Annotated in this window: 17 protein-coding genes; 9 read left to right on the top strand and 8 right to left on the bottom strand. The window is 72.5% G+C overall.

Annotated elements, in window-relative coordinates:
• Window positions 1–690 precede the first annotated feature (690 nt).
• A complete protein-coding gene (locus AB0I21_RS35120) occupies window positions 691–1,425 on the top strand; it encodes a hypothetical protein (protein ID WP_360567674.1) in 735 nt (244 codons plus the stop codon).
• A 249-nt stretch (window positions 1,426–1,674) separates the two neighbouring features.
• Here the strand turns inward: AB0I21_RS35120 and AB0I21_RS35115 are convergent, their stop codons facing one another.
• The 5 genes from AB0I21_RS35115 to AB0I21_RS35095 form a co-directional block, all read right to left on the bottom strand.
• Window positions 1,675–2,196 (bottom strand): hypothetical protein, encoded by a 522-nt coding sequence (locus AB0I21_RS35115; protein WP_360567672.1) that lies wholly within the window; start codon window positions 2,194–2,196, stop codon window positions 1,675–1,677.
• A gap of 87 nt (window positions 2,197–2,283) precedes the next feature.
• Entirely contained in the window at window positions 2,284–3,246 is a 963-nt protein-coding gene (locus AB0I21_RS35110; protein ID WP_360567671.1) for a serine hydrolase domain-containing protein, read from the bottom strand.
• A complete protein-coding gene (locus tag AB0I21_RS35105) occupies window positions 3,243–4,187 on the bottom strand; it encodes an SDR family NAD(P)-dependent oxidoreductase (protein WP_360567670.1) in 945 nt (314 codons plus the stop codon). Before AB0I21_RS35105 ends, AB0I21_RS35110 begins: the two co-directional genes overlap by 4 nt.
• A gap of 104 nt (window positions 4,188–4,291) precedes the next feature.
• Complete coding sequence (locus AB0I21_RS35100; protein WP_360567669.1) at window positions 4,292–5,086, bottom strand: alpha/beta hydrolase; 795 nt, start codon at window positions 5,084–5,086, stop codon at window positions 4,292–4,294.
• Window positions 5,087–5,096: 10 nt separating this feature from the next.
• Window positions 5,097–6,092 (bottom strand): hypothetical protein, encoded by a 996-nt coding sequence (locus AB0I21_RS35095; protein WP_360567667.1) that lies wholly within the window; start codon window positions 6,090–6,092, stop codon window positions 5,097–5,099.
• Window positions 6,093–6,173: 81 nt separating this feature from the next.
• Between AB0I21_RS35095 and AB0I21_RS35090 the strand changes: the two genes are divergently transcribed.
• Together AB0I21_RS35090 and AB0I21_RS35085 are read left to right on the top strand one after the other, a co-directional pair.
• On the top strand, window positions 6,174–6,803 hold the full coding sequence (locus tag AB0I21_RS35090) for a hypothetical protein (protein WP_360567665.1): 630 nt from the start codon (window positions 6,174–6,176) through the stop codon (window positions 6,801–6,803).
• 158 nt (window positions 6,804–6,961) lie between these two features.
• On the top strand, window positions 6,962–8,224 hold the full coding sequence (locus AB0I21_RS35085) for an ammonium transporter (RefSeq protein WP_360567664.1): 1,263 nt from the start codon (window positions 6,962–6,964) through the stop codon (window positions 8,222–8,224).
• 77 nt (window positions 8,225–8,301) lie between these two features.
• Here the strand turns inward: AB0I21_RS35085 and AB0I21_RS35080 are convergent, their stop codons facing one another.
• Window positions 8,302–9,003, bottom strand: coding sequence for a TetR/AcrR family transcriptional regulator C-terminal domain-containing protein (locus AB0I21_RS35080; protein ID WP_360567662.1), 702 nt, complete (start codon window positions 9,001–9,003; stop codon window positions 8,302–8,304).
• A gap of 67 nt (window positions 9,004–9,070) precedes the next feature.
• Here AB0I21_RS35080 and AB0I21_RS35075 point away from each other — a divergent pair, with 67 nt between their 5' ends.
• From AB0I21_RS35075 to AB0I21_RS35055, 5 genes are all read left to right on the top strand, one after another.
• The gene (locus AB0I21_RS35075) at window positions 9,071–10,258 is read left to right on the top strand and encodes an FAD-dependent monooxygenase (protein ID WP_360567661.1); all 1,188 of its coding nucleotides are present in this window, start codon (window positions 9,071–9,073) and stop codon (window positions 10,256–10,258) included.
• A gap of 62 nt (window positions 10,259–10,320) precedes the next feature.
• Window positions 10,321–12,150 carry a glycoside hydrolase family 15 protein gene (locus AB0I21_RS35070; protein WP_360567659.1) on the top strand — a complete coding sequence of 610 codons (1,830 nt, stop codon included), beginning with the start codon at window positions 10,321–10,323 and terminating at the stop codon, window positions 12,148–12,150.
• The gene (locus AB0I21_RS35065) at window positions 12,150–13,490 is read left to right on the top strand and encodes a glucose-6-phosphate dehydrogenase (RefSeq protein WP_360567657.1); all 1,341 of its coding nucleotides are present in this window, start codon (window positions 12,150–12,152) and stop codon (window positions 13,488–13,490) included. Before AB0I21_RS35070 ends, AB0I21_RS35065 begins: the two co-directional genes overlap by 1 nt.
• Before the next feature lie 3 nt (window positions 13,491–13,493).
• Window positions 13,494–15,233: an IlvD/Edd family dehydratase gene (locus AB0I21_RS35060; protein ID WP_360567655.1), complete on the top strand. Its 1,740-nt coding sequence runs from the start codon at window positions 13,494–13,496 to the stop codon at window positions 15,231–15,233.
• Window positions 15,220–16,248 (top strand): C-terminal binding protein, encoded by a 1,029-nt coding sequence (locus tag AB0I21_RS35055; protein WP_360567654.1) that lies wholly within the window; start codon window positions 15,220–15,222, stop codon window positions 16,246–16,248. Before AB0I21_RS35060 ends, AB0I21_RS35055 begins: the two co-directional genes overlap by 14 nt.
• A gap of 872 nt (window positions 16,249–17,120) precedes the next feature.
• On the opposite strand, the gene AB0I21_RS35050 is transcribed toward AB0I21_RS35055, so the two are convergent.
• On the bottom strand, window positions 17,121–17,774 hold the full coding sequence (locus AB0I21_RS35050; protein ID WP_344505168.1) for a peptidoglycan recognition family protein: 654 nt from the start codon (window positions 17,772–17,774) through the stop codon (window positions 17,121–17,123).
• A gap of 212 nt (window positions 17,775–17,986) precedes the next feature.
• On the opposite strand from AB0I21_RS35050, the gene AB0I21_RS35045 reads away from it, so the two are divergent.
• The gene (locus AB0I21_RS35045) at window positions 17,987–18,706 is read left to right on the top strand and encodes a lysozyme (RefSeq protein WP_354897196.1); all 720 of its coding nucleotides are present in this window, start codon (window positions 17,987–17,989) and stop codon (window positions 18,704–18,706) included.
• A 454-nt stretch (window positions 18,707–19,160) separates the two neighbouring features.
• Here the strand turns inward: AB0I21_RS35045 and AB0I21_RS35040 are convergent, their stop codons facing one another.
• Window positions 19,161–19,496, bottom strand: coding sequence for a hypothetical protein (locus AB0I21_RS35040; RefSeq protein WP_360567652.1), 336 nt, complete (start codon window positions 19,494–19,496; stop codon window positions 19,161–19,163).
• Window positions 19,497–19,512 lie beyond the last annotated feature (16 nt).

Raw genomic sequence — 19,512 nt, 5'->3', positions numbered from 1 at the left:
GGCGTTGGCCGCCTTCCTTGAGGTCCTGGTCGATCACGCCGTCGAGCATCCGTCTGCAGCGCGCAACGCGGCCACCGCGACACGGTCCGCGGCGGGATGGGGCTTACGGGCCTCAGGCGCTGGCGAACAGGCGAGGCCGTGCGGGCAGCCTCGCCGTCAGCAACCAGACGTTGGGCGATGTACCGGTCCGAACCGACCTTGCCGGGATCTTCCCCCGATTGTTGATGATCTCGGTGGTTGCAGGCCGCCGGTGCGGGTCTGAGCCGATGATGGCGCGTGCTATGCCGGTCCTCCTCGACCTGACGGTGCTGATGTCGGCGAGGAGGGCAGCGCCTCTTCGAGGTTTCGGTCGGTGGTAACGGTTGGCGGGCCTTGTCCGTCAGGTATGGCCAGGGACGCGCCTCGATGGTCGGATTCAATCGTTGAGCAACTAAGGACGCCGTACCGAATGTTCTGGTCTTGCGCGGCGCACCAGCGGTGCTCGGATTTTCCGCGATGTGATCGGCACCCACCGCTACGGTGGCGCAGGTCCTCGGCGTCGGGTCGCGCGGAGGGGTGGATATCCAGCTGCATGATCGTGACTGATTGTGCAGAATGACGATCGGTTCGGTGTGACAGTTCGCCATTCTTGCGCCTGGCATGATGGCCATCGGGTGATCGGAGTTCAAGGTGGGGATGCTATCCGTCCGTATGAGGGCGGCGCTGGAGCAGCTTGCCAAGATCGAGCCCAGGCTCGGCGGCAGTGTTGCGACTGCCGCCTTCACGATACGACACGGAATCGCACCCAACTGGCTCGGATCATCCGGACCGGTCTCAGTCGAGGCGGCGATGCTGGACACGGCGAGTCTTGCACGAATTGCCGGCAAGGGAATCGCTGTGGCCTGGATTCCCCGGCCGGAAATTCTGGCAGAACTGATATCCGCGCACGAGACCGAAGTATTCCTTCGGGTGACTGATCGCGAGCAGGATATTTTGGACGATTGCGACCGTGTCGCGATGGAGGCGCAGCGCGGCACGGTCGGTGAGCAAGCACATCTGCTGCGGCAAGCGATCGCGGCAGCGCGCCAGCGGCATTACTCGGCCGCGCAGGCACTTGCGACCAACATTCTTGACACAACACTGCGGGTTGCCTGCCCTCTGGGGGTGTGGCAGGGTTACCGACCGCTACGCGAGGCAATCGAAGAACTGCGCAGGCATCATACCTGGCGACGTCTCCGGACCGGGCTCGCGCTGGCTCCACTGTTGTTGGCGCTCGACTCCTTCGACGGCGCGGCAGGCGCCGTTCCCGGCCACTACAACCGGCACGCCACCGTGCATGCTGCGGGAACGGTGCAGTACACACGGCAGAACACGATCACCGCAATCATGGCGGCGTCATCTGCCATCCGAGAGGCCCACGCGATGTCGATCCCTCATGCCCAGTAGGGTGTCCTCGAGTTTCCGGCGTCTGGGCGCGGCTCAGGAGGTCCAGGAGGTCCAGGAGTGCGGCGCGTGCCGTGATCCGGTCGGCGGGCAGGCCGTCGTGGAAGCGTGGCCTCTTCCGTGCCCTGTCGAGCAGGAACCGGGTGCTGAACTGCCACCACGGCTGCGGTGCCAGCGCCAGGTTCACTGACGCTGTCATGCAGCATCGCGCGGAAGGACTCCTGGGCGGTCACCCGGCAAGCACCGCAGATGTCACGCGGCGCCGCGCAGGCGATGGTTGACCCAACTGCGTAGGTGCTGCTCGTCGCGCCGGCCGGCCAGTGCCGACGTCGTGGCCATCACGATGCCCAGCGCGGCCATGCCGAAGCCGGCGGCAACCGGAACGAGGCTGCCGGAGGCGCCCAGCGCGCACATGGACCAGAGGATGGTGAGTGCCGGCCACGCCAGGGTGAACGCCCGGGCCGGTTCCGGCGCGGTGAACGAGCCGGTCAGCTCGCAGCCGTCCGGAAGCGGCGTGAATCGCGCCTGGAGAACTGGGCTGAAGAGATTGTTCCAGCCCGGACGGCGGGAAGTCAGGCGCACACCGTCAGCGGTCACCGAGCCGGTGACGTGCCGGAAGCCCGCGCCACGGGAAGACAGACCCAGGGCGGTCCACCTGGTCGCCCGGTCGGCGTCCAGCGCGGCGACAGCCGCCGTCACGCTCATCGGCGTGCGAACAGTGAAGGGCCGCGCACCCCAGATCGTCAGCCACCCGGATCGCAGCCATCGAAACACGGTCCCGCCTCTCCCGCTGACGAGCGGCCCAATGGTTCGTCGCGAGGGAGAAGCGTATCGCCCGAGATCGGCCGCACTCACCATCGGTCAGATTCGTTGAGCGCGCAGCAGGAGCTCGGCGCACCAGGCGGCGAACGGCTCGCGGGGCGTGCGGACCGGATGGATGCGGTTGCTCAGCACCACCACGCCGTAGCCGCGGGCGGGTTCGAGCCAGATCCGGTTGCCGACGAACCCCGACATGCCGTAGCCGTCCGCGCCCGGGCGTGGCCCGCCCAGGCCGCGGGTGGGTGCCAGCCACCAGCCGAGGCCGAAGCGTTCCCCGTCGGCGCCCTCCGACCAGCACTCGCGCACCGACCGGTGCAGCGCCGGGGTGCTCACCCGCTCGCACAGCCAGTCCTGGCCGATCCGGGCGACCTGGCCGATCGTGCCGAACGCGCCGGCGTGCCCGGCGACGCCACCCATCGCCGCGGCGTTCTCGTCGTGGACCTCGCCGCAGATCAGCCGCCCCCGCCAGGCGCACCGTTCGGTGGCGACCGCGGGGCCGGGCAGCGGCGCATACCGCAGCCCGTGCCGTGCCGCGGCCTCCGCCAGGGACCTGCCGGTGAGCGCCTCGACCATCGCGCCGAGCACGATGAAGCTCACGTCGCTGTACACGGCGGCGGAACCGGTGGGGCGCGTCCCGAGCGCGGCCGCCACGACATCGGTGCCTTCCGTGAAGAACGGGACGGTGGCAGGCAGCCCGGCGTCGTAGCTGAGCAGCTGCGCGACCGTCGCGCCGGCGAACGGCGCGTGGCGGGCGCCCGGCCACACGACGCCCAGCGGATCGTCCAGCCGGATCCGCCCGCCCGCCACCAGGTCGAGGACCGCCGGGACCGTCACGAGGACCTTCGTGAGGCTCGCCAGGTCCCACCAGTCGTGCCGCGTGGCGGGCCGGCCGGTCTCCAGGTCGGCGCAGCCGTGGACGACCTCCAGAAGCTGCTCGTCCCGGGTGAACACGGCAACCGCGACGGCCGGCATCGGCGCCCGCCGCACGAGCTCGGCGATCGTCACCGGCCGGTCCGTCCCCGTGCCAGACCTCGGACCGCGAGTACGGTCACCGCGGCGGCGCCGAGCACCGTGCCCGCGCGCAGCACCCGGCGCGGCTTCCACGGGCCGTGCAGGCTGTGCCCGGACGGCGGCAGCGGCGCCAGGACGTTGCCGGGGGTCGGCGCGACAGGCTCCCGCGACAGGCCGCCGCGGCGCATCAGCGGTCCGACCAGCGTGTCGTACAGACGCGGAAACAGCGTGAAGCCGAGCCTGACGAACGTGCCGGCGGCGCCGACGTTGACCGTCGCCCTGGGGCGCTCGGCGCAGCGTAGGATCGCGCGGGCCACCTTCTCGGGCGGGTCCACCGGTGGCGGCGGCCGCCCGATCCGCCCGGCGAAGTTGGCGGCGTTGCGGTAGACCGGGGTGTTGACCGCCCCGGGCGCGACCAGGCACACGTGGATCCCGGGCGCGTCCCGGGTCTCCAGCCGCAGCACCCGCACCAGCGCCCGCAGCCCCCACTTGCTGGCGATGTACGCGCTCATGTACGGCGCGGCGATCGTGCCCAGCAGCGACCCGCCGAACACCAGCACCCCGTGCCCCTGCGCCCGGAACCGGGGGAGGGCGGTCCTGGCGACCGCCGCGGAGCCGAGCAGGTCGGTCTCCACCACCCGGTCGAAGATCTCGGCGGGCACGTCCTCGAGCCGCCCATACACCATGACCGCCGCCGTGTGCACCCACACGTCGATCCCGCCGAACCCGCCGGCCGCCGCGTCCGCCACCGCGTCGAGGCTCCCGGGCCGGGTCACGTCGGCGGTGACCACCAGGACCTCCGCCCCTGCCGCCCGGCACTGCGCCGCGACCTTGTCGAGGCCGGGGCGCGCCCGTGCCGCGAGCACCAGCCGGTCACCCGCGGCCGCGAACGCCAGCGCCGCCGCATGGCCGATCCCACTCGACGCTCCAGTCACGACGACCACCCGGGGCCGCCCACGTTGATCAGGCACAGTCTCCCTGGTACCCGTCTGGAACCTCCCCACGCAAACCGGCGGACGTCGTGCGGGTGCGGCCGCGGTCAGCGCAGGACGTCGTCGAGGAAGTCGGCGCCGGCCTCGGTGAGGTTGCCGACCTCGACGGTGGCACCGGTGAAGACGTGGCCGGCGCCCTCGACGGGCAGGACGTCGCAGCGGACGCCCTGGGCGCGCAGCGCCTCGGCGAAGCCGGTGGCCTCCGCGAACGGGACGGTCTCGTCGTCGGTGCCGTGGACGAGCAGGAACGGCGGCGCCGCCGGGTGGATGTTGTGCAGCGGGCTGGCGAGCCGGGCGAACGTCTGCCGCTCCTCCAAAGGGCCGCCGAGCAGGATCGCCGGGAACATGAACGGGTCGTCCTGGTGCGGGACCGTGGAGAGGTCGGCCGGGGCGTACCAGAGGATGACGGCCTGGATCGCGGTGTCGCCGGTGCCGGTGAGGGCCGCGACCGCGGCGAGCTGACCGCCGGCCGACTCGCCGAGCGCGGCGAAGCGCGCCGGGTCCAGGCGCAGCGCGGCGGCGTGGTGGCGCAGCCAGCGGACGGCGGCCTCGAGGTCGGCCTGCTGCGCCGGGTAGGTGGCCTCCAGGGCCAGCCGGTAGTCGACGTCGGCGACGGCGTAGCCGCGGGCCACCATCCGCTCGTGGAACAGGGGGTCGACCGTCCACACGCGGCTGCCGGTCATCCAGCCGCCGCCGTGGACCCACAGCACCACGGGAAACGGGCCGTCGCCGGGCGGCACGTGCAGGTCGAGGTGCAGCGGGCGGTACCCGAGCGGCGTGGAGACGACACAGCCGGCGTGGGTGAGCGTCGGGCGGGGCTCTGGCACGGGATGGAAGGTCACCGGCCCCACCTTACGAGAACACGCCGAGCGCGGCGGCGATGCCGACGGCGACGACCGCGCCGTCGGCGAGCTCGCGGCGCCAGATCTGCTCGCGCTCCTCGCCCTCCCGGCCGAACAGCTCGACGATCGAGAACACCAGGCCCGGCAGGGACAGCAGGACGAAGCCGTTGACGATCCGCGCCGCCGGGTCGTCCAGCAGCCAGGCGAGGGCCAGGCCCGAGCCGGTGCCGGTGCCGGTGCCGACGAGCATCATGAAGACCGTCTTGACGACGCGTTTCGGCAGGAAGCGGAAGACCTCCGGCCTGTTCGGGAACGCGTCGTCGTACACGCTGAGCACCTGCGGCACGAGGAACAGCGCGGCACCCGCCCACAGCTGCCACGGCATGCCCAGGAACGGGACGGCCACGAGGACGAACAGCGTGGTGCGCAGCCCGATTGCGGCGAGCCGCTGCACCTTCCCCGGCTTCGGCAGCTTCTCCGGGCGGACGGCGCCGAGCCGCGACGGGTACGCCCAGCCGGCGACGCTCTCCAGCCCGATCCGCACGACGATGGCGGCGAGCGCGGCGAGCGCGATCCGGTTCGCGGACCCGGCGATCGGCAGCACGTGGCCGGCGAGGCCGTTCAGCGCGCCGATGCTCTTCTGCACCGCCCAGCCGCCGGTGAGCGACGTGATGAGCACGTCGCCGCCGCGGGTCCACCAGTCCAGCCCGCGCTGCGGCCGCGGCCGGCGGAACGGGCGGACGACGCCGGCGAGCAGCGCGATCGCGAACCACAGCGCGGTCACGCCGAGCAGCAGCCGCAGCGTGCCGGTCGAGGAGACCCCGCCCGCGGCGACGACGACGGTGCCGAACGCGACGGCCGCGGCGAGCCCGGCGAACGCGTCGAGGATGCCGAGCACGACGAGCGCCAGCATGAGGCCGGCGGACGGCAGCGACGCGCCGTGGCTCTGCACACCGGCGACGACGCCGAGGACCGCGCCCGCGGCCGGCCCCGGCCGGCGATCCACGGCTGTCTTGGCGCCGCGGGTGCGGGCCGCTCACCCGCGCGGGGTGATGATCATCGGCGGCCCGCATCCGACGCTGGCGCAGTGAGTCTGAACGATTTCGAGCGCGAGCGCCTGTTGACGGATGCACTCATGTACGAGGGGCAGCAGCACTGGCTGCATTACCGGCACATCGAGCATGAACGCAACCAGTTCCTCGGGTACTACTTCACGCTGCTCGTCGCGATCATCGGGTTCTTCGTGGCGGTCAGCGCGCGGATGACGAACTGGCCGGACGTGGCCATCGGGGTGGCGTCCATGGCCTGGGTGCTGGGCATGGTCAGCCTGCTGATCCTCGTCAGCGTGCGGAAGTTCGGCATGGCGCTGCGGGCGTACGACCGGGACATCGCCCGCATCCGGGCGTCCCTGTTCGCCCTCGCCGACGGGGAGCGGACGCATCTGGCGGCGGACCGGGGCACCATCGAGGTCGGGGTGCGGCACGCGACCCTGCACCGGGTGTTCGATCCGCAGTTCACCGCGGAGGCGATCGTCGGCATGTCCGCCGTCGTGGCGTTCGGCGCGCAGGTCGTCGTGGCGGCCGGCACCATGTTCTCCGACGACTTCACGACCCTGCAGCGGGCGTTCTCGTCCGGGCTCGCCTTCGCCAGCGTCGCCGGTGCCGCGATCACGACCCGCCTGTGGCTCCAGCGCGGGGCGGCCCGCGACCTCAAGTAGCGGCCGCGGGCCGCCGGACCGCCAGGCGCGTCCGGGGTGTGACGCCGGAAACATGTTCGAAACGCGGACGTCCAACGGGTGAAACGGACGACCGCGACGCTGCATGCCACGCGATCAACGGCGATCACGGACCACACCCGAAGAGAGAGGGTCCGTCGATGCCGGAGGGGTTCAGCGCGGGCGACACCGCCTGGTTGCTGGTGAGCGCGGCGCTGGTGTTGCTGATGGTGCCGGGGTTGGCGCTGTTCTACGGCGGCATGGTGCGCATCAAGAGCGCACTCAACATGCTCATGATGTCGTTCGCCTGCCTCGCCGTCGTCACCGTCGTGTGGGTCGTCGCCGGCTACTCGCTCGCGTTCGGCAAGGACTCCGCCGGCGGCCTCATCGGGTCCCTCGAGCACGTGGGCATGGCAGGGATCGGCCCCACCGACCTCACCGGCTCGGTGCCGACCATGGCGTTCGCGGGTTTCCAGCTGATGTTCGCCATCATCACCGCGGCACTGCTGAGCGGGGCGATCGCCGACCGTGCCAAGTTCGGCGCGTGGGTGGGGTTCGTCGCGCTGTGGGTGCTGCTGGTGTACGTCCCGATCGCGCACTGGGTGTTCGGCGGCGGCTGGATCGCGACCCACCTGCGCATCCTGGACCTGGCCGGCGGCACCGTCGTGGAGGTCAACTCCGGTGCGTCCGCGCTCGCCCTCGCCCTGGTGCTCGGGCCGCGGCTGGGCTTCCGCACCGAGGCGATGCGGCCGCACAGCCTCCCGCTGGTGATCCTCGGGGCCGGGCTGCTGTGGTTCGGCTGGTTCGGGTTCAACGCCGGCTCCGCGCTGACCACCGGCGGCGTCGCCTCGACCGCGTTCCTCAACACGCAGGTCGCCGGCGCCGCCGCGGTCGGCGGCTGGCTGATCGTCGAACGCTGGCGCGACGGGCACCCGACGACCCTCGGCGCGGCCTCGGGCGCGGTCGCCGGCCTGGTCGGGATCACCCCGTCGTGCGGCTCCGTCAACCCGCTCGGCGCCCTCGTCATCGGCGCCGTCGCGGGCGTGGCCTGCTGCTACGCCGTCGGTCTCAAGTACAAGCTGGGCTACGACGACTCCCTCGACGTCGTCGGGGTGCACGGCGTCGGCGGCCTCATCGGCACGGTGCTCATCGGGGTCCTCGCGACCTCGGTGGTCACCGGCGGCGAGGACGGCCTCGTGTTCGGCGGCGGCGCCGGTCTGCTCGGCCGGCAGGCGCTCGCGGTGCTGGTCGTCGCCGTCTACGCGTTCGGCGCCACCTGGCTCGTCGCGAAGGCCGTCGACCGCACCGTCGGCTTCCGGGTCGCCCCGGAGCACGAGCGCGGCGGCCTCGACCTGGTCATCCACGCCGAGAGCGCCTACGAGCAGCACCCCACCACCGGCGGGCGGATCAGCCACCTCGCATAACCCAGGGGTACATCGCGCCGCGCGGAGCCCGCAAGCTCCGCGCGGCGGCGGCCGTCCACTGTGGACGGTCGACCGGTTCAGCGGCCGCGGCTGTCGATGAGCATGCCGACGCCGTCGAGGATGCGGGCGAGACCGAAGTCGAGCGCCTGATCCTGCCCCCCGGCCGTCCGGATCGAGGCGAGGGCGGCGGTCACCGCCGGGAACCGGTCCTCCCGCCCGGCGAGCACGGCCTGCATCGGGCCGCCCAGCTCGCTCTCCAGCCCGTCCGGCGCGGACGCCGCGGACATCTGCTGGGCCAGGTTGCGGACGTGGCCGCTGAGCGTGGCCGCCACGTCGAGCATCTCGCCGCCGTGCAGCCCGGTGCCGGTCAGGGCGGCGACCGCACGCTCCAGCCAGGTCAGCTCGCAGGGTCCGAGCACGCGCGCGCCCACGGCGGCCTCCAGCGTCCACGGGTGCTCGCAGAACCGCGCGAACAGCGCCTTCGCCCAGGCGTCGAGGGTCTCCCGCCAGCCCGCGCCCGGCACCGGGTCCGGCGGCGCGCCGACGGCGGCGTCGAGCATCAGGGCCACCAGCTCGGTCTTGCCGGGGACGTACCGGTACAGCGCCATCTTCGTCACGCCCAGGCTCTCGGCGACGCGCTGCATCGTGGTCGCCGCCAGCCCGTCGGCGTCGGCCGCGGCGATCCCCGCACCGGCGATGGCCGCCAGCGTCAGCGTCGGCCGCGGCCCCCGGCGCGGCGGCTCCGCCGGCTCCCACAGCAACGTCACCAGATCTCGCATGGTTGCCTTCCTCTCGAAACTGTGTCTAGCATACTCTGTATCCGACGGACACAGTTTGGAGAATGCCATGTCCACCACCGCGCTTCGTTCCCTCCGTGTGCTCGTCAGCGGTGCCGGGGTCGCCGGGCCCGCCCTGGCGCTCCGCCTCGCCGAGCACGGCGCCCAGGTCACCGTCGTGGAGGTCGCACCCCGGCTGCGCAGCAGCGGCTTCGCCGTCGACTTCCGCGGCCCGACCCACCTGGCCGTCCTGGAGCGGCTCGGCGTCCTGGCCGAGCTGCGCGCACGCCAGACCCACGGCGGCGCCATGACCTGCGTCGACGAGGACGACCGGGAGATCTTCATGCTGCCCGCCGCGTTCGCCGGGGGTGACCTGGAGGTGTTCCGGCGGGACCTGTCACGCGTCCTGTACGACCGCGCCGCGGACCGCGTCGAGTACCTGTTCGGCGACACCGTCACCGGCCTGGACGACACCGGATCCGAGGTGCGGGTCGATTTCCGGGCGGCCGGCACCCGGGCCTTCGACCTCGTCGTCGGGGCCGACGGCATGCACTCGGCCGTCCGCCGGCTCGCGTTCGGTCCCGAGCAGGACTTCGTCCACCGGCTCGGCTACCACATCGCCGGATGGGAGCTGCCGAACACGTTCGGGCCGCCCGGCGGGAGCCGCTACTACACCGTGCCCGGCCGGACCGCGAGCATCTCGGCCGACCCGCACGATCCTTCGCGCGCCACCGCCCTGGTCGTCTTCCGCACCGGCGACGAACGCGACGTCGACTGGCACGACCAGGACGCGCAGAAGAAGCTCGTCGCGCACGCGTTCGCCGGCCTGCCCTGGCACGTGCCGGCCCTGCTCGACGCGCTGCCGGACGCCCCCGACCTGTACTTCGACGCGATCGCGCGGGTCAGCGCCCCGAGCTGGACGCGCGGGCGGATCGCGCTGCTCGGCGACGCCGCCTGGGGTGTCACCCTCGGCGGCATGGGCGTGGGGACGGGCCTCGTCGGCGCCCACGTCCTCGCCGGTGAGCTCGCCGCCGCCCGGGGCGAGCACCGGGCCGCGCTCGCCGCCTACGAGCAGCGCATGCGCGCGTACGCGGGGCGGTGGCAGAAGGGCGCCAACCCCGGCCGGTTCCTGGCGCCCGCCACCGGCTGGGGGCTCGCCCTGCGCAACCGGCTCTTCGCCACCAGGCTGGTGCAGCGGTCCATGGTCAGCGGCACGAAACGCCTGGCCACCGACGCCGCCCTCCCCGCCTACCCGTGACGTTACGGGTCAGCGCGGGCGGGTAGTGCGGCGCCGGAACCAGGCAACCGTGGAGGCAGGACATGATGGATGCCGAGCCGGCGTTCCGGCCGGTGCGCCCGCGGGACGGATTCCCGGCGCTGGAGGATCTCGGGCTGATCGGGGACGGCGCGACCGCCGCGCTCGTCGGGCTCGACGGCGGCGTCGTCTGGCTGTGCGTGCCCGGGTTCGACGCGGAGCCGCTGTTCTGCGGGCTGCTGGACCGCACCGGCGGCGGGCACTTCGAGGTCGCGCCGGACGGTGTGGTCGAGGCGCGGCAGCGGTACCTGGGCGACACCGGCGTCCTCGTGACCGAGCTGCGGACCGCGACCGGGCTGGTGCGGCTGACCGACGCCCTCGCCCTGCGCTCCGGCGCGGACCTCGCCGACGACACCCCCGCCGACCGCGGTGAGCTGGTGCGGCTCGTCGAGGTGCTGGACGGCACCGCCGAGCTACGGGTCGACCTGGAGCCGCACGGCGGCGCCATCGCCCGGGCCGCGCTCGGCGGCCTGGAGATCCAGGCGGCGATGCTGCCCGGCGTGCGGCTGCACCTGCGGTCCAGCCACCCGCTCGACGGCGGGCTGCACAACCGGTACACCTTGCGCGGCGGCGACCGGATGGAGCTGGTGCTGTCGTGGGGGCGGGTCCACCGCCACCACCACCTCGACGCCGGCGAGAGCCTCGAGCAGACGGCCGCGGCGTGGCGGCGCTGGATGACCGGCTTCGACTACGCCGGGCCGCAGGAGGCGCTGGTCCGCCGGGCCGCCGTCACGCTCAAGCTCTGCGACCACTGGGTCAACGGCTCGATCGTGGCGGCGCCGACGTCCTCGCTGCCGGCTCCGGTCGGCGGCGTGCGCAACTGGGACTACCGGTACACCTGGATCCGCGACGCCGCGTTCGCCGTCTTCGCGATGCGCCGCATCGGCTTCGGCGGGGAGGCCGACGCGTTCCTCGGCTGGGTCCTGGACGCGTTCGAGCAGAGCCGCCGGCCGAGGATCATGTACACGCCGGCCGGCGGGCCCGTGCCCGACGAACGGATCGACCCGGGCCTGCGCGGCTACCGCGACTCCGCGCCGGTCCGCTGGGGCAACGGCGCCGCCGACCAGCGCCAGCACGACGTCTACGGCGAGATCCTCGACTGCGCCGACCAGTGGTCCCGGGCCGGCGGCCGGGTCGAGCCCGGGCTCTGGGACGGGCTCGCCGGCCTCGCCGACGCCGCCGCCCGCACGTGGCGCCAGCCCGACCAGGGCATCTGGGAGGTCCGCAGCGAAGGGCACGTCTTCACCTACTCCGCGGCCATGTGTCAGGTGGCGCTCGACCGGGCGGTCGCCATGGCCGAGCGGCTCGACCTGCCCGGACCGGCGCCGCGGTGGCGGGCGACCGCGAAGGAGATCCGCCGCGCGATCGTCGAGGACGCGTGGGACGACCGCGCGCAGACCCTCACCGAGCACCTCGGCGACGGCGGCGGGGTCGACGCGAGCCTGCTCGCCCTGCCGCTGCGGCGGGTGATCCCGGCCGACCACCCGCGGATGGTGGCGACCACCAAGGCCGTCACCGAACGGCTCGGCGCCGGCGGTGGGCTGCTGCACCGGTACCGCCACGACGAGTCCCCCGACGGGATCCCCGGCGACGAGGGCGCGTTCCTGTTGTGCAGCTTCTGGCTCGTCGACAACCTCACCGGCCAGGGCCGCCTGGAGGAGGCCGACGCGCTCTACGCGTCGTTGTGCGACCGGGCCAGCCCGCTCGGGCTGCTGCCCGAACAGATCGACCCGGCGACCGGCGAGTTCGCCGGCAACTTCCCGCAGGCGTTCAGCCACATCGGCGTGATCGCCAGCGGGGTCAACCTGTCCCGAGCCATGGCGGGAGCCTCGTGATGCTTGATGAGCTCGTGATCCTCGGCGCGACCGGAGACCTGACCGGCCGGTTCCTGCTGCCCGCACTCGGCGCGCTGCGCGCCGGCGGGCACCTCGGCGACGGGTTCCGGGTCACCGGCGTCGGCCGGGAGGACTGGACCGACGACGCCTTCCACGCGTGGGCGGCGCAGCAGCTCGACCGGCACGCCCCCGACGTCCCGCCGGACCGCAGGCGCGAGGTGGTCGCCGCCTCCCGGTATCACCGGGCCGACGTCACCGACGCGCACGCCCTCGCCCCCGTGATCCCGCACGACCGGCCGGTCGCCGCGTACCTCGCGCTGCCCCCGTCCATCTTCGCGGCCACGGTGTCGGCGCTGCACGCGGCCGGGACCGCGAGCGGCAGCACGATCGTGCTGGAGAAGCCGTTCGGCGAGAGCCTCGACGACGCCATCGAGCTCAACCGGCTGTTGTCGCGGCTGTACCCGGAGCGCAGCATCTTTCGCGTCGACCACTTCCTGGCGATGGGCACGGTCCTCAACCTGCTCGGGGTCCGGCTCGCCAACCGGGTCCTCGAACCGCTCTGGAGCAGCGCCCACATCGAACGCGTCGACATCGTCTGGGACGAGTCCCTCGCCCTGGAAGGCCGGGCCGGCTACTACGACGGCGTCGGCGCGCTCAAGGACATGCTGCAGAACCACCTGCTGCAGCTGCTGTGCCTGGTCGCGATGGAGCCGCCGATCAGCCTCGGCGACCGGGACCTGCGCGACCGCAAGATGGACGTCCTGCGCTCGATCCGCCCGCTGACCCTGCACGACGCCGCCGAGCGGTCGCAGCGGGCCCGGTACACCGCCGGTGGGGGAGTGCCCGCCTACGTCGACGAGCCGGGCGTCGACCCGGTGCACCGCACCGAGACGTTCGCGGAGCTGCGGCTGGAGATCGACAACTGGCGGTGGCGCGACACGACCTTCCGGCTGCGGACCGGCAAGGCCATGCGCACCAACCGGCAGGAGGTCGCGGTCCACTTCCGGCCCGTGCCGCACCTGCCGTTCGCCGGCGACGTCCAGGCGGTGCCCAACGTGCTGCGCTTCGGCCTCGAGCCGGAGTCCGTGTCGCTGCACCTGACCGGCACCACGACCAGCGGCGACGTGCTCACCCCGCTCACGCTCGCCGCCACGCCCGCGCCCGCGCACCTGCCGCCGTACGGGCGGCTGCTGCTCGACGTGCTCAACCGCGACCCGGCGCTGTCGATCCGCGCCGACGAGGCCGAGCAGTCGTGGCGGGTGGTCACGCCCGTGCTGGAGGCCTGGGCCAAGGACCTCGTGCCGCTGTCGGAGTACCCGGCCTTCTCTGGTGAGGTGTGACCGGTGGACCTGCGCAGCCGGCAGTGGTGGGACAACCCCGCCAACCCCGACATGACCGCGCTGTACCTGGAGCGGTACCTGAACTTCGGCCTCACCCGCGCCGAGCTCCAGTCCGGCCGGCCGGTCATCGGCATCGCGCAGACCGGCAACGACCTGGTGCCCTGCAACCGGCACCACGTCGAGCTGGCCGACCGGGTCCGCGACGGGATCCGCGACGCCGGCGGCATCCCCCTGGAGTTTCCGGTGCACCCGCTGCAGGAGACCGGCAAACGCCCCACCGCCGCCCTCGACCGAAACCTCGCCTACCTGGGTCTGGTCGAGGTCCTGTACGGGTACCCGCTCGACGGGGTCGTGCTCACCACCGGCTGCGACAAGACGACCGGGGCGGGCCTCATGGCGGCCGCGACCGTCAACCTGCCCGCGATCGTGCTCTCGGGCGGGCCGATGCTCAACGGGTACATCGGCGGCGAACGCGCGGGGTCGGGCCTCGTCATCTGGCAGTCGCGCCGGCTCCTCGCCGCCGGGAAGATCGACTACGCCGAGTTCATGGACCGGGTGGCGTGCTCCGCGCCGAGCGTCGGGCACTGCAACACGATGGGCACCGCTCTGTCGATGAACAGCATCGCCGAGGCGCTCGGCATGTCGCTGCCCGGCTGCGCGGCGATCCCGGCACCGCACCGGGAGCGCGGACAGATCGCGTACGACACCGGACGCCGCGCCGTGGACCTCGTCAGGGACGACGTCACGCCGCGCTCCATCATGACCCGGGAGGCGTTCGAGAACGCGATCGCCGTCACCGCCGCCATCGCGGGCTCCACGAACTGCCCGATCCACCTCAACGCGATCGCCCGCCACACCGGGGTCGACCTGACGAACGACGACTGGGAGGCCGTCGGCGGCGGCGTGCCGGTCCTCGTCAACTGCGCCCCGGCCGGGACGTACCTCGGCGAGGACTTCCACCGCGCCGGCGGCGTCCCGGCCGTGCTCCACACCCTGCTCGCCGCCGGGCGCCTGCATCCCGACGTGCTGACCGTCAACGGCCGCACGATCGCCGACAACGCCGTGCCCTCCTCGGACCCGTCCGTGATCGCCCCCTCGGTCGACGACGCCTTCTCGCCGCGTGGCGGCTTCCTCGTGCTGCACGGCAACCTCTTCCGCTCCGCGATGATGAAGATGTCGGTGGCCACGTCGGCCTTCCTGCCCGCACCCACGGTGACGTGGCGCGCGGTCGTCTTCGAAGGGCCCGAGGACTACCACCGGCGCATCGACGACCCGTCGCTGGACATCGACGAGGGCTGCCTGCTCGTCGTGCGCAACACCGGGCCGATCGGCTACCCCGGCTCCGCCGAGGTGGTGAACATGCAACCGCCCGCCGCCCTCATCATGCGGGGCGTCCAGGCGCTCGCGACGCTCGGCGACGGCCGGCAGAGCGGCACGTCCGACGCCCCGTCGATCCTCAACGCCAGCCCGGAGGCGGCGATCGGCGGCAACCTGGCGATCCTGCGCACCGGCGACCGGGTCACCCTCGACATGCCCACCCGCCGGCTGGACGCCGAGCTCACCGACGAGGAGATCGAAGAGCGGTGGAGCGGCTACGTGCCGCCGCCGCGCGTCGACCAGACGCCCTGGCAGGAGCTCTTCCGGGCACACACCGGCCAGATGGACACCGGCAGCTGCCTGGACTTCGCCGTCGAGTACCAGGACATCGTGCACACGAAAGGACTGCCCCGTGACTCCCACTGACTTCGCCCCCGGCGCCTCGGGTGCATCGGGCACGATCATGATCGCGGACTCCGACTTCGGCGACGTCTCGATCGAGCGCGACATCGCCTCCTCGGCCGGCTTCCGCCTGGAATCGCGCCAGTGCAAGACCGAGGAGGACGTCATCCGTTACGGTCGATCCGCCGACGGCATCCTCACCCAGTACGCCCACATCGGCGCGACCGCCATGCAGCACCTGCCCAACTGCCGCGTCATCGCCCGCTACGGCACCGGCGTCGACATCGTGGACGTCGACGCCGCCACCCGCCTCGGCATCCAGGTCACCAACGCCCCGAACGACTGGTGCGCCGACGAGGTCGCCGACCACGCCATCGCCCTGTGGCTGTCCGCCGTGCGCAACATCGTCGCGTACTCGGAAGCGACCCGCGCGGGCACCTGGCAGTGGCAGTCCGGCGCCCCGATCTTCCGCCTGCGCGGCCGCGTCTTCGGCATCCTGGGCTTCGGCGCCATCGCCCAGCTGATCGCCGACCGTGCCCGCCCGTTCGGCGTCGAGCTCATCAGCCACGACCCGTTCGTGGAAGCCGAGGTCCTGCGCGCCGCCGGGGTCCGCCCGGTCGCCTTCGACGAGCTCGTCGCCGACTCCGACTACCTCGTCATCCAGGCCCCGCTGACCCCCCACACCCACCACCTCTTCGACGAGGCGACCCTCGCCCGCATGAAGCCGACCGCCGTCCTCGTCAACACCGCCCGCGGCCCCATCGTCTCCGACACGGCCCTGGCCCACGCCCTCACCAACCACACCATCGCCGCGGCGGCCCTCGACGACCTGGAGGAGGAGCCGGCCAAGCAGCGCGACTGGCAACCCGACAACCCCCTCCTGCACCTGCCGAACGCCATCGTCACCCCGCACGCCGCCTACTACTCCGAACAGTCCATGCGCGCCGTCCGCACCTTGGCCACCGAGGAGGCCGTCCGCGTCCTGACCGGCCGGCCCCCGCGCTCCCCGGTCAACACGCTGGGCCCCAACGAGCTGTGAACCCGGCGCCGGCGGCGGCGTGCCCGGCACCCCCGCCGGCGATCCCGTCCGTATGCTGCATCGGTGCCGATCAAGACGTTGCTGTCGGTCCAGGCTCGCCGTGACGTGCGCCGCGACCGCCGTGATGCTCGCGGTCATGGCGACCCCACCCGGCTGGGCCCTGTTCGACCGGTACGTCGACTGACAGCCCTGCCGCAGCGCGGTGGCGCCCGTTCGGTGACCACGGCAGGCGGCACGTTCGGCCCGTCGAGTTCCGGCGGGCGGGGATCACGTGTTGCGCGTGGGTGCCCGCGTCCTCCGACATGATCGCATGATGTTCGATGTGAAGGGCGACCTCCGCCCCGTGGCATGACGGTCGGAGCGTGGCGGCTTCCGCCCGCCGACGATCAGCGCCCGGCCTACCTCGCCCACGTGATCGCGCTGACGGCCTTCCACGGTCCAGGCCCGTCCGACAACGGCGGCCCCCCGCTACCCGACGAGGACGGCGCCCGGCGACGGCCACTGATGTCCGGAGCCGTCCTCGATGGGTCCGTACCCACCACTCCGGCGTCGACCCCGACGAGCCGGCCGCGGCGGGACTCGCCCACCTGATCGACAACCTTCTGGCATGGCACCCTCCGCAACGCGGTCGCCCTGGGCATCCCGACTCGCGCCCGTATCCGCGCCCGATCGTCAGCCGCCTCGACGCCCACCCAGGCAAGGGCCGGTCATTGATCCGAACGCCGCCGCGGACGGGCGCCGAATGCCCGGCGTCGACCTGCTCGACGATGCGGGCGACGAGGTCGGCTTCGGCATGGCGGTACAACCACGGCGACGACACCACGTCGAGGTCCAGCGACGACCCGTGATGCGGCACCGGGCGCGATCAGGGGTCAGAGGCGGGCGGCCACGGCGGAGCGGAGCTCCGGGAGGCGGGCGTGGAGCAGGCCTGGGCACTGGGTGTTGTTGAAGTCCTTGTGGCCGTAGATCTCGGTGGCGGGGATGCCGTACTGGTGGCAGGTGAACGCGCAGAAGGCGATCAGGCTCGACCACAGCGCGGCCGGGGGTTGTTCGGTGAGGTAGGTGCCCTCGTTCTCGATGCCGATGGCCTGGTCGTTCTGGCCGACGCAGTGGGCGCCCTGCACCATGGTCTGGCTGTGCAGCAGCGCGTACAGGCTGCCGTGGCGGCCCTCGGTGAGCCAGCCGCCGCGGCTGTTGGTGAAGTGCTGGCCGCTGTCGATCCAGCCGTTGCCGTCCATGTGCAGGTCCTGGATCTCGCGGGAGGCGGCGAAGGCGTGCGCGCGGGACGTGTCGGTCGAGTTGGCCAGCGCCGTGTGGTGCACGATGATCTTGTTCGGGCGGTGCTGGACGATGGTGAGCGGGCCGGCCGGTGGGCGGGCTCCCCAGGCGCCGCAGCTGTCGATCGACGGCTGGTCGGGCGCGGCCAGCGCCGCGCCGGCGGAAGGGTCGGCGACGGTCAGCAGCGCCGCGGCGCCGCCGAGCAGGACGGCGCCGCGCAGGGCGTCGCGACGGGTGAGACGGGCCATGGCGCGAGCCTCCCGGGAACGTCGGTGCTAACTTACCGGATCCATAGAAGTTCGTAAACTTCCTGCATCGCGGCACATTACACCTGCTCAGCGCGCTGTGTCCATCGAAGCCTGTCATGACAAATTTAGATGGATGCCTATTGAAAGTTTTCCACCACCGTGAGCTAATCGGCGAAGCTATCTGCCACACCCCCGGAGCAAGGAGGCGCATCGTGTCCAAGAGAGCCCTGGCGGCACTGTCCCTGGCGGCCGCCCTCGTCACCACGGTCCTCACCGGCAGCCCGGCCTCTGCCGCCACCGTCACCTACGGCCAGGACGTCTCGGGCCATCAGGGCAACGTCAACTGGGCGGCGCAGTGGAACGCCGGCTCGCGGTTCGCGTACGTCAAGGCGACCGAGGGCACCTACTACACGAACCCGTACTTCGCCCAGCAGTACAACGGCTCGTACAACATCGGCATGATCCGGGGCGCCTACCACTTCGCGATCCCGAACGGCGGCGGCGGGGCCGCGCAGGCCGACTACTTCGTCGCGCACGGCGGGGGCTGGTCCAAGGACGGCAAGACGCTGCCCGGCGCGCTGGACATCGAGTACAACCCGTACGGCGCAACGTGTTACGGGCTGTCGCAGGCGAGCATGGTGAGCTGGATCCGCGCGTTCCTCAACCAGTACCACACCAGGACCGGCCGCTGGGCGACCATCTACACGACGACCGACTGGTGGGTCACCTGCACCGGCAACTACAGCGGCTTCTGGGCCAACTCGCCGCTGTGGCTCGCCCGGTACAGCAGCAGCCCCGGCACCCTGCCCGCCGGCGCGCCGACGTGGTCGTTCTGGCAGTACTCGAGCACCGGCCCGTTCGCCGGCGACTCGAACCAGTGGAACGGCGCCCTCGACCGGCTCAAGGTCCTGGCCTGCAACGGCCCCTGCTGAGCCCAGCGCCCGCGCACGGCAGGAACGCCGGCGCCTGACAGCACCGCACCTGCGCCGAGCCACCGCGTCACAGCGGGGCTCGGCGCAGGCCCAGATCAGCCCGAGGACGCGCGGTGACGTCCCGTCCAGCGAGTCCGCGCCGTCGCCGCACCGGCCCGACCGGCGCAGGCCGAGCTCCGCCCACGACTCAGGCCGCACGATGGCCAGCAGCCGCCGCGCGGCTTCGTCATGATGCTCCCTGGTGGACGGTGCGACCGGCGTGGACGGTGCGACCGGCGTGGACGGTGCGACCGGCGTGGACGGTGCGACCGGTCCCCGCCCGCGGGACCTGCGGGCGGGGACCGGCCTGGAGGGGGTGTAATGCCTCAGCCGGGGCGGACGCCCGTGCCGTCCCTGTGGTGACGGCCCGGCGTTCGCCGGCATGCCGGGCGCCGTTACAACGGAACGGCCCTCCTCACGGGTGGGTCGCCTTCAGGACGCCCTTGTAATAGACCTCGACACCGCCGGACTTGTACGACGTGCCCAGCGTGCAGCTCGCGTAGGAGCCCCGGGTGTCGCCGGCCCAGCGGAACGGGCCGTAGTACGGCTTGCTGCCGCTGGACTGGGCGGCGCACTTCACGAAGCCGCGGTACTGCCAGTCAGGTCCGTTGCCATCACACCAGCCCCCGTATTGCTGCGGATGACACTCACCGATCCAGCCCTGATCGGCGTGCGCGGTGGCACCCCCTGCCACCGTGAGCGCGGCGGCCGCGGCCACCGCGACGCACGCCCCTGCGATCCGTCGAATCATCGACACCTTCCTTTCC

Origin of the sequence: Dactylosporangium sp. NPDC050588 (assembly GCF_040654975.1) — a bacterium.
Taxonomy (GTDB): domain Bacteria; phylum Actinomycetota; class Actinomycetes; order Mycobacteriales; family Micromonosporaceae; genus Dactylosporangium; species Dactylosporangium maewongense.
The sequence above is the reverse complement of the archived record's forward strand: the minus strand, read 5'-3'. Positions and strand labels throughout refer to the sequence as shown.

Excerpts from the sequence above, each read along its gene's own strand:
- AB0I21_RS35120 (WP_360567674.1), top strand. The coding sequence starts at position 691 with ATGAGGGCGGCGCTGGAGCAGCTTGCCAAGATCGAGCCCAGGCTCGGC.
- AB0I21_RS35085 (WP_360567664.1), top strand. The coding sequence starts at position 6,962 with ATGCCGGAGGGGTTCAGCGCGGGCGACACCGCCTGGTTGCTGGTGAGC.
- AB0I21_RS35080 (WP_360567662.1), bottom strand. The coding sequence starts at position 9,003 with ATGCGAGATCTGGTGACGTTGCTGTGGGAGCCGGCGGAGCCGCCGCGC.
- AB0I21_RS35075 (WP_360567661.1), top strand. The coding sequence starts at position 9,071 with ATGTCCACCACCGCGCTTCGTTCCCTCCGTGTGCTCGTCAGCGGTGCC.
- AB0I21_RS35070 (WP_360567659.1), top strand. The coding sequence starts at position 10,321 with ATGATGGATGCCGAGCCGGCGTTCCGGCCGGTGCGCCCGCGGGACGGA.
- AB0I21_RS35065 (WP_360567657.1), top strand. The coding sequence starts at position 12,150 with ATGCTTGATGAGCTCGTGATCCTCGGCGCGACCGGAGACCTGACCGGC.
- AB0I21_RS35050 (WP_344505168.1), bottom strand. The coding sequence starts at position 17,774 with ATGGCCCGTCTCACCCGTCGCGACGCCCTGCGCGGCGCCGTCCTGCTC.
- AB0I21_RS35040 (WP_360567652.1), bottom strand. The coding sequence starts at position 19,496 with ATGATTCGACGGATCGCAGGGGCGTGCGTCGCGGTGGCCGCGGCCGCC.